The sequence below is a fragment of the Segatella oulorum F0390 genome (assembly GCF_000224615.1).
GTDB lineage: Bacteria > Bacteroidota > Bacteroidia > Bacteroidales > Bacteroidaceae > Prevotella > Prevotella oulorum.
In genome coordinates, this window is the sequence record NZ_JH114215.1 from 178659 (window position 1) to 187625 (window position 8967).

The following is an 8967-nucleotide window of genomic DNA, read 5'->3' on the forward strand; positions in this document are numbered from 1 at the left end:
ACAACAGCACAATATGAAAACGATTTCTAACATTCGATATGCGGTTCTTCTTTTGCTTGTTTCGCTCACGAGTTGTGTGCGCAATGAGCTCCCCGAGAAGCGCACCACCTCGAAAACGCGCGTCGACCATCTTCTCATCAAGGAAGTCTTCTACGCAGGCCATTATTGGGTGCGTGATTTGCGAAAATGGGGCTTTCCCAATAGTCCGGATATGTATAACGACGACCAATACATCGAGATTTATAACCCCACCGACGAGACAAAGTATCTCGACGGGCTGGCACTTTGTACAAATGCCATTGATCCCACTACTATCATTCAGTTTGCTCCTAAAGACGACTTTGTCAATCGATATTACGGTGTGGGTGCTATTTCTTATTTCCCCGGAAACGGCACGCAGCACCCCGTGCCACCACATAAGTCGGTCATCATCGCAAAGTATGCCATCGACCACGAAAAGCAGTTCATCGCATGGTTGCGCGCCAACGCCGAGGAGAATGGGGAGGAACTCGACCTTAAGGAGTACAAGGGATTGGAGGCTTTTCTCGACCTCACAAAGGCCGATTATGAGTGGACCATGCCCACGGGTAACAAAAATGACAAAAACAACCCCGACGTGCCCGATATGCAGCCCATCTATATGACGAAGACAGCCAGCGGCAAGCTTGCGTGGCAGTTCGAACTCACCTTTCTCTCTGAACACACGGGTGTGGCGCTCGTCCGATTGCCGTGGACGCCCGACGACTTCAAAAAGAATACTGACGACACGAAGGAGCGCAATAAATACAGGCATTATATCAACATCACAAGCAGCCAGTTCGCCGATTTCTATGCTATAGAGATTCCCTTCGACCACGTGATCGACTGCATGACGATATGTCCGAGAACCCGTTTCCAAATGCGACCAAGCAAATTGGATAAGGGATACAACGCAGTGACCGATGTGGGCTTCTCGTCGTTAAAGCCGAGCGACTTACCCATATATTCGGGCTTAGCGCTCACCAGGAAATGGGACGGACGCAAGTTTGTCGACGACGACAACTCAAAGAGCGACTTCGAAGTGAAGGTGGCGGCGCTATCACGACGTGATAAGAAAGGAAATCCCATCAAATGATGTAGTTTATTGATTTTTACACTTTCCGCAAATCTTTTTCTAAGCAGCATCATCTTTGCGACATGGTTCGCAAGGGTGATGCTCTCTTTTTATAACCTTATGAAATCATCCGTATCTATAGTGTAAATAGGATATAGTGCATGGCAATCACTCGCATGCAAAGCACATTTCAGCACATCGATGAAAACATGATGCGCAAGCCAAAAATCAAAAAATGACATGTTTGCGGAATGTTCCGCAAATGTGATTCCGCTCGGGAACGACTTGCGGAACTCTCCGCAAACGCATTTCCGCTCGGGAACATACTTGCGGAACCTTCCGCAAACGCGTTTCCACTCGGGAACAGACTTGCGGAACCTTCCGCAAACGCATTTCTGCTCGGGAACAGACTTGCGGAACCTTCCGCAAACACGTTTCCACTCGGAAACAGACTTGCGGAGACTTCCGCAAGCATGACAAAAAACGAAAAAACACTCAAGAGATAGCTCTCGAGTGTCTTTTTGTAGTGTGATAACCTTTATCTTTTTTACGCAAGTTTATTTCGGAAAAGCAACATGCTTTAGTCTTGAAAATAAACGCGCTTTACGCGGTTGCTGATGCCTGTGAGCACTTCATAAGGGATGGTTCCCATGATATCGCTCAATGCGGTGACGGGCAAATGGTCTCCGAACACCTCCACGCGGTCGCCTTCATGGCACGCAATGTCGGTGACATCGATCATGGCCACATCCATGCAGATATTTCCCACGTAGTCAGCTCGTTTTCCGTTCACGAGACAGTAACCTTTGCGATTACTGAGTCGGCGGTCGAGTCCATCGGCATATCCTATGGGTATTGCACCGATGATACTGTCTCGCGTGAGGAATGTTTTGCGACTATATCCGATGCTTTCTCCTTGCGGCACGCGATGTAGCTGCAAGATGGTGGTCTGCAAGGTGCTGACGTTGTTCAATGTCTTGTTGCTGCGTGGATTGATGCCATAGAGGCCCAGCCCAAGGCGGCACATGTCCATTTGTCGCTCGGGAAAGTGCTCGATGCCAGCGCTATTGTCGATATGGCGTAAAATCTTGTGGTCGAAAGCAGCTTGCAACTGGTCACTGCCCTTTAGGAAGAGCCGATATTGCTCGGCGCTGAAGCGATCGAACTCGTCGCTGTCTGACCCAACGAAGTGGCTGAACACCGAGCGCGGAATGATGGCGTTCTGTCGCTTCAATCGACTGATCAACTCGCTTATGTCTTCGCTCGGATTGAAGCCTAAGCGGTGCATGCCGGTATCGAGCTTAATATGTACGGGGTATCCGGTGATGCCCTCCTTTTCGGCGGCTTTCACAAGGGCGTCGAGCAGGCGGAAGGAGTAAACTTCGGGCTCCAAATCGTAGTCGAACATCGTCTTGAAGGCTGTCATCTCCGGATTCATGATCATGATGTTGCTCGTGATGCCATTGCGGCGCAGCGTAACGCCCTCGTCGGCCACGGCCACGGCTAAGTAGTCCACCCTGTGCTCTTGCAGGGTCTTCGCAATCTCCACGCTGCCCGCCCCATAGGCGTCGGCCTTGATCATGCAAACCAACTTGGTGTCCGCATGCAGGAAACTGCGGTAATAATTAAGATTTTTCACCACCGCATTGAGGTTTACTTCGAGCGTGGTCTCGTGTACGCGTTTCACAAGGAGGTCGGTGATTTGCTCGAAGTTAAAGCTGCGTGCCCCTTTCAGCAAGATGACCTCATCGTGGAGTTGGCTAAAGGCCGCACTGGCGATGAAGTCCTCAACGGTGGGGAAGAAGTGTTTCTCGGGCACCTCGATGGATAGCGCATGGGCACAGAGCTCGCGCCCAATGCCGATGAACTTCTCGATGCCCCGTTGGCGGCAAAGCGTGCCCACCTCGCGATAGAGCGCATCGGGCGTGAGGCCGCTCTGAAAGATGTCGCTCAGAATCAACGTGTGTCGGCGGCCCTGATGGTCGGGGCGGCGATTCATAAAGTCTAATGCGATGTCTAACGCATTGATGTCGGAGTTGTAGCTGTCGTTGATGAGTGTGCACCCATGCTGCCCCTCTTTCACCTCCAAGCGCATGGCGATGGGCTCTAACTGCGCCATGCGTTGCGCTAAGGTGTCGGGACTGATACCCAATTTGAGGGCAACGAGCGCGCAAGCAAAGGAGTTGCTGATGGAGGCCTCGTCGATGAACGGCAGCCGATAGCTGTTCGTCTCGCCTGCGTAGCGATAGGTCACGAGGGTTGCGGAGCCGCTCTTTTCCACCTTATTAATATAGAAGGGGGCTGCGGCATCTGCGCACGACCAAAACAGTTGTTCGGCATGCAAATCATGTTGCTCGCTAACGCAATGCTTCACGAGAACATCGTCGCCATTGTAGACGACAACTTGGGCATCGTGGAAAAGCTGCAACTTCTCCATGCATTTAGCTTCGCGACTGGCGAAATTCTCCTGGTGAGCGTCTCCGATGTTAGTAAGCACGGCTATCGTGGGCTGTATGATGTTGCGCAAAGCGAGCATTTCGCCCGGTTTGCTGATGCCGGCTTCGAATATTCCCACCTGGGAGTGCCGATCCAAGAGCCAGACGCTCAGCGGAACGCCCACCTGCGAGTTATAGCTGCGTGGGGAACGTGTCACCATGAAGTCGCCACTCAGAATTTGGTTTAACCATTCTTTCACCATCGTCTTTCCGTTGCTGCCGGTGATGCCGACGATCGGAATGTTGAACTCGTCGCGGTGCCGCTCGGCTAAGCGTTGCAGCGCTTCCAAGGTGTCGAGCACCAACAAGAAATTGGCGTCGGGATAATGTTGTGCGCAGTCTTGTGGCAGCGTTGAGACAACAAAATTTTGGACGCCGCGTGCATAAAGCTCGTTGATGTAGCGATGCCCATCGTTGCGGCCGCTGCGCAAGGCGAAAAATAAAGTTTCCTCAGGGAAGCAGAGCGAACGACTGTCGGAAAGGATGAAGCTAATTTGGGTGTCGCGCTCGCCAAAACGACGTGCGCCAATAAGCGTGGTTACTTTTTCAATTGAATAAGTCATCGTGCGATTATTATTTTTTATTTTTCCACAAAATTACTGCAAAGCGAGGACATGACAAAATAATAGGCTGCTAAATGCGTGGGTTGCGCGCGAGGGCAAAACGTATTTTCGGGTGTGCAGCATGCTTGTGCCGTGTCGCTGTTGAATATTTCGGTTGGGAATGATAGGAAGGCTCGTCGGATGTTGTAAGTCGCCTATCTGAAAAGGGTTGCTGCTTGCAGGTTGTTGCAAAAAACAACACGGCAAGCAGCAACTGAATGTTGTAGAGACTGTGTTTTATTTCTGCGGCACTTCAAGGAGTGCTTGCTTCAATAAGTTCCAGAATGGCAGGATGGATGCGACCTCGCACCTTTCGTTGGTTGTGTGTGGGCTTCGGATTGTGGGACCGAGACTTACGACGTCCATACCTGGATACTTGCCCAAGATGACGGAACATTCTAAGCCGGCGTGGTCAACCTGAACGACGGCCTCTTGCGCATTTTGCTCGCGATAGATTTTCTTGAGTAAGCGCAGCACCTCACTCTCGGGATTGGGGTCCCAGCCGCCATAGTTGCCGCTCATCTCGACCTTCATGCCCGCCATGTTGAAACAGCTCTCGAGCGTGGTGGCAATATACACCTTCATGTCTTCGCGGGAAGAGCGCGCAAGGATCTTGATGGCCGCCTTGCCGTTTGCGATGTTGATAATGGCTAAGTTGCTCGATGTCTCTACGACGTCGGGATAAGCCGGAATCATGCGCACCACGCCATCGTGGCATGCGTAGATAGCATTGACGAGGTTATCCTGTATCTCGGTGGGAACGACCTCGCTCGGAAGCGCCGTTACTTCGGTAAAGAACTCCAAGTTGGGCTCGATAGTCTTATATTCGTCGCAGAAACAAGCTTTGCATGCTACAACTAAAGCCTGAACCGCTTCGGCTTTATCCTGTGGCATGGTGAGCACAACCTCGGCCTTGAACGGAATGGCATTGCGCATGTTTCCCCCTTCCCAGCTGACGAGCTGCGCACCACATTCGGCAATCGCCTTGCGCATGAAACGCACCATCAACTTGTTTGCGTTGGCGCGCCCTTCGTGGATTTCCAAGCCCGAGTGACCTCCGCGTAGTCCCTTCAGCGTCACGCGAAGTGCGGTGTGGCTTGTGTCCGCAGGCGCAGGCTGGTAGCCCAACGTCGCGGTGATGTCGATGCCGCCCGCACTGCCAATGACGAATTTCCCCCACGTTTCGGAGTCAAGATTCATCAAAATGTCGCTGTGCAACTCGCCTGTGGGCAAATCATTTGCGCCAAACATACCCGTCTCTTCGTCTGCGGTGATGAGCGCTTCGATGGGGCCGTGCTGCAAGTCCTTTGCTTCCATCACCGCCATGATAGCGGCAACGCCAATGCCATCGTCGGCACCCAAGGTGGTGTTGCGCGCACGCACCCATCCTTCTTCATCGACATAAGTCTCCAAAGGATCGGTCTCGAAATTGTGTTGGCTCTCGGGACTCTTCTGTGGAACCATGTCCATGTGAGCTTGCATGAGCACGGTCTTTCGATTTTCCATACCGGGTGTGGCTGGTTTACGCATTACCACGTTGTTTCCTGCATCGACAAAAGCTTCGACACCTGCTTGCTTGGCAAAATTGAGCAAGAATTGTTGTACGGGTTTTAAATGTCCCGATGGACGGGGAACTTGCGTTAGGGCATCAAAGTGTCGCCAGACGCATGTGGGTTCTAATTTTGCAATTTCACGCATACTTATATTTTTTTATGGTTGATATGTTCTATTTACTTTGCCGCCGCTTCATGAAGAGCAGTGCAATCCAAGCATATATGCCCATCGCAACGACCAAGAGGGTTTGAATGCTGTGCACGATGAGCACGAAGTTGAGGGCGGAAAATTCGGCCACGCCATAGAGCATCAGCATCGTCTTTACGGCGAAATGCCACGGGCCGGCACCGTTGGGCGTGGGCACGATAACAGCGATGCTGCCCACGATGAACGTCACCATGGCGCACGAAAACGAAAGCGAAGCTGTGGCGGTGAAGCAGAAAAACGTGAGGTAATAGTGCAGGAAGTAGCTGACCCAAATGCCGAGGGTGTAGCAAAGGAATAAGGGCACATTGCGCACATTCTTTAACGAAACGATGCCTTGCCACACGCTGTTGACCGTCGATTTGATTTTGCTGGTCACTGCCAACCGCCGATAGAGGTAATAAACCAGCAGGAAAACAGCTGCGCCACAGGTAAAGGTTACTGCCCAGCCTGCGGCCGAAAAGTTGGTGAGAAACGTGTCGATGCGCGTGCCCGTCTTGGCGAAGAAGCGCATGAAGACGGGAATTTGCGAGAGGAACGTGATACCCGCGATGAGCATCACCAACAGCGAGTCGATGATGCGCTCCGTGACAACGGTTCCGATGGCTTTGGGAAACGACACGCCGTCGTAGTGTTTCAGCACGCCGCATCGCGTGAATTCGCCCATGCGCGGCACAATGAGGCTCACGGCATAGGAGAGGAACACGGCATAGACCGTGGTTTTGCGGCGCGGATACTCGTGCATCGGTGCTAAGGTCTGTTGCCAGCGCCACCCGCGAAAAGCCTGGGCTAAAATGCCAAAGGGAAACGACAAAATCATCCACGTCCAGTTCATTTGGTGAAACAGCACGTCGTTCACCTTGTGGAAATCAAATCCGCGATACATCCAGTAAAGGATGGCGCCGCCCAAAAGCAACGGTAGAATGATTTTGAATATGTTGGAAATATTTCTTTTCACTTGCTTGTTTTGACGAGACAAATTTAGGAAAATCACGCGGAATACCCAAATAAAACCCCGTAGATTATTTGTTGGGGAACGAAAAAAGGCCTACTTTTGCACCCACTATCGTATAGGTTTGTAATGGGTCAGACGTTTCTACCTGCTGCCGCAAACAGCAGTCTATGATAGTTCTTTTTTAATGTAGAAACAACAACAACGATGCAACATTCTTTTCAGAAGTACACGGCGCAGTATCCCGCCCTCATTCGCTTGGGCGTGCCCATCACGATAGGGCAGTTGGGCACGATTGTGTTGGGTTTTGCCGACACGCTGATGATAGGCCACCACTCGTTGCCCGAGTTAGCCGCCGCCAGCTTTGTCACCAACATGTTTACTTTGGCATTGCTTTTTGGCTTAGGATTTTCTTACGGATTAACGCCCATCATTGGCCGATTTTATGGCCAATCGAAGCCCGAAGCCATCGGCGGAGTGCTGAAAAATGGCTTGGCGGCCGGAAGTGTGCTCACGCTCATCCTGCTGGCCGTCATGACCACGCTCTACCTTAATTTAGATCGTTTGGGGCAGCCAGCCGAGCTCTTGCGGTTCATGCGCCCCTATTTCCTCATCAATTTGGTGTCGATACCCTTCGTCATCGGCTTTAACACCTTCAAGCAGTTCTTCGATGGAACGTCGAACACCGTCACGTCGATGGTGGTGATGATTACCGGAAACGTGCTCAACATCGCGGGCAACTACATCTTTATTTATGGCCATTTGGGCTGCCCCGAAATGGGACTTTTTGGGGCGGGCTTGTCCACTATGCTCTCGCGCGTGTTCATGTGTTTGGCGTTGGTCACGTTGTTTTTTGTGCATCCGCGCAACCAACGCTATCGGCAAGGCTTTTTCAGCCAAAGCGTCAACCGCCACAATTTTCTTTATCAAAACAAGCAAGGCTGGCCTCTGGCCTTGCAGATGGGCATGGAGACAGCCGCCTTCAGCTTGTCGAGCGTCATGGTGGGATGGATTGGCACCACAGCTTTGGCCGCCCACCAAGTGATGCTCACCATTAGCCAGCTGGGCTATATGCTCTACTATGGCATGTCGGCCGCCGTAGCCATCCGCGTGAGCAATTTCCATGGGCAACACGACTATCAGCGGGCCGAAACGGTGGCGCATGCCGGATTTCAGCTCATTCTCTGCATGGCCGTGGCCATCAGCATCCCCATATTCCTCTTCCGCAACAGCATCGGCGCCCTCTTCACCTCGTCTGCCGAAGTGGTAAACCTGGTTTCGTTGACCATCATCCCCTTCATCATCTATCAATTTGGCGACGGCATGCAGTCCAACTATGCCAACGCCCTGCGCGGCCTCTCCCACGTGCGTCCGCTGATGGTGGTGGCCTTTGTGGCATTCTTTGTCATCTCGTTGCCGCTGAGCTATGTCATGGGCATTTGGCTTCGCGGCGGATTAGTGGGCATCTGGAGCTCTTTCCCCGTGGGGCTCACCACGGCAGGGCTGCTCTATTGGTGGAGCTTTCGCCGCGCCATCCGCAAGGCCAAAAGTTTGACCTAAGTCAACAAAACACCTGTTTGCGGCCCCTTTTGGCCGAAAAACTTGCACTGCGCCAGCATTCGTGTTACCTTTGCACCGAGATTTTAAGGATAACAATTTAAAAAGAAAGGAAAAAAGTTATGGTAACATTAATGACATTTGCCGTTGTTGCAGTAATGGTTGCACAGGCAATTAACTTAAGCGGAAAACTTCGTTAACAGCGACCCCCCGCTTTTCAATCGAAAAGGTTTTTTTATTAGAATATTATTTCGGGCAGGCAGGAGATTTTCTCTTGCCTGCTTTTTTGTGTCTTATGTTGAAGGGGGAGGGGAGGGCAAGGGCTGCTGGAGTTCCAGCAAGGCTAAAAAATCAAAAAGACGGGCTGCTGGAGTTCCAGCAAGGCTGAAAAATCAAAAAGACGGGCTGCTGGAGTTCCAGCAAGGCTGAAAAATCAAAAAGATGGGCTGCTGGAGTTCCAGCAAGGCTGAAAAATCAAAAAGACGGGCTGCTGGAGTTCCAGCAAGGCTG

At 51.7% G+C, this 8967-nt stretch carries 5 protein-coding genes and 1 riboswitch; of the genes, 2 read left to right on the top strand and 3 right to left on the bottom strand.

Features of this window, described 5'->3' with window-relative positions; translation table 11 throughout:
* Positions 1-13 precede the first annotated feature (13 nt).
* On the top strand, positions 14-1114 hold the full coding sequence (locus HMPREF9431_RS00745) for a DUF4876 domain-containing protein (RefSeq protein ID WP_004379126.1): 1101 nt from the start codon (positions 14-16) through the stop codon (positions 1112-1114).
* 559 nt (positions 1115-1673) lie between these two features.
* Here the strand turns inward: HMPREF9431_RS00745 and HMPREF9431_RS00755 are convergent.
* The 3 genes from HMPREF9431_RS00755 to HMPREF9431_RS00765 all read right to left on the bottom strand — a co-directional run bounded on the left by HMPREF9431_RS00755 (position 1674) and on the right by HMPREF9431_RS00765 (position 6906).
* Complete coding sequence (locus HMPREF9431_RS00755) at positions 1674-4151, bottom strand: bifunctional UDP-N-acetylmuramoyl-tripeptide:D-alanyl-D-alanine ligase/alanine racemase (RefSeq protein ID WP_004379128.1); 2478 nt, start codon at positions 4149-4151, stop codon at positions 1674-1676.
* A 276-nt stretch (positions 4152-4427) separates the two neighbouring features.
* Positions 4428-5888, bottom strand: a complete 1461-nt coding sequence (locus HMPREF9431_RS00760; protein WP_004379129.1) for an aminoacyl-histidine dipeptidase — start codon at positions 5886-5888, stop codon at positions 4428-4430.
* A gap of 28 nt (positions 5889-5916) precedes the next feature.
* Positions 5917-6906 (bottom strand): lysylphosphatidylglycerol synthase transmembrane domain-containing protein, encoded by a 990-nt coding sequence (locus tag HMPREF9431_RS00765; RefSeq protein WP_040560991.1) that lies wholly within the window; start codon positions 6904-6906, stop codon positions 5917-5919.
* Between the two features lie 88 nt (positions 6907-6994).
* Positions 6995-7091, top strand: a riboswitch (purine riboswitch).
* Between the two features lie 16 nt (positions 7092-7107).
* Between HMPREF9431_RS00765 and HMPREF9431_RS00770 the strand changes: the two genes are divergently transcribed.
* Positions 7108-8460 (top strand): MATE family efflux transporter, encoded by a 1353-nt coding sequence (locus HMPREF9431_RS00770; RefSeq protein WP_004379131.1) that lies wholly within the window; start codon positions 7108-7110, stop codon positions 8458-8460.
* Positions 8461-8967 lie beyond the last annotated feature (507 nt).

What these genes read in the sequence shown, in the direction of transcription:
- HMPREF9431_RS00770 (WP_004379131.1), top strand. Translation starts at nt 7,108, where the DNA reads ATGCAACATTCTTTTCAGAAGTACACGGCGCAGTATCCCGCCCTCATT.
- HMPREF9431_RS00755 (WP_004379128.1), bottom strand. Translation starts at nt 4,151, where the DNA reads ATGACTTATTCAATTGAAAAAGTAACCACGCTTATTGGCGCACGTCGT.
- HMPREF9431_RS00745 (WP_004379126.1), top strand. Translation starts at nt 14, where the DNA reads ATGAAAACGATTTCTAACATTCGATATGCGGTTCTTCTTTTGCTTGTT.
- HMPREF9431_RS00760 (WP_004379129.1), bottom strand. Translation starts at nt 5,888, where the DNA reads ATGCGTGAAATTGCAAAATTAGAACCCACATGCGTCTGGCGACACTTT.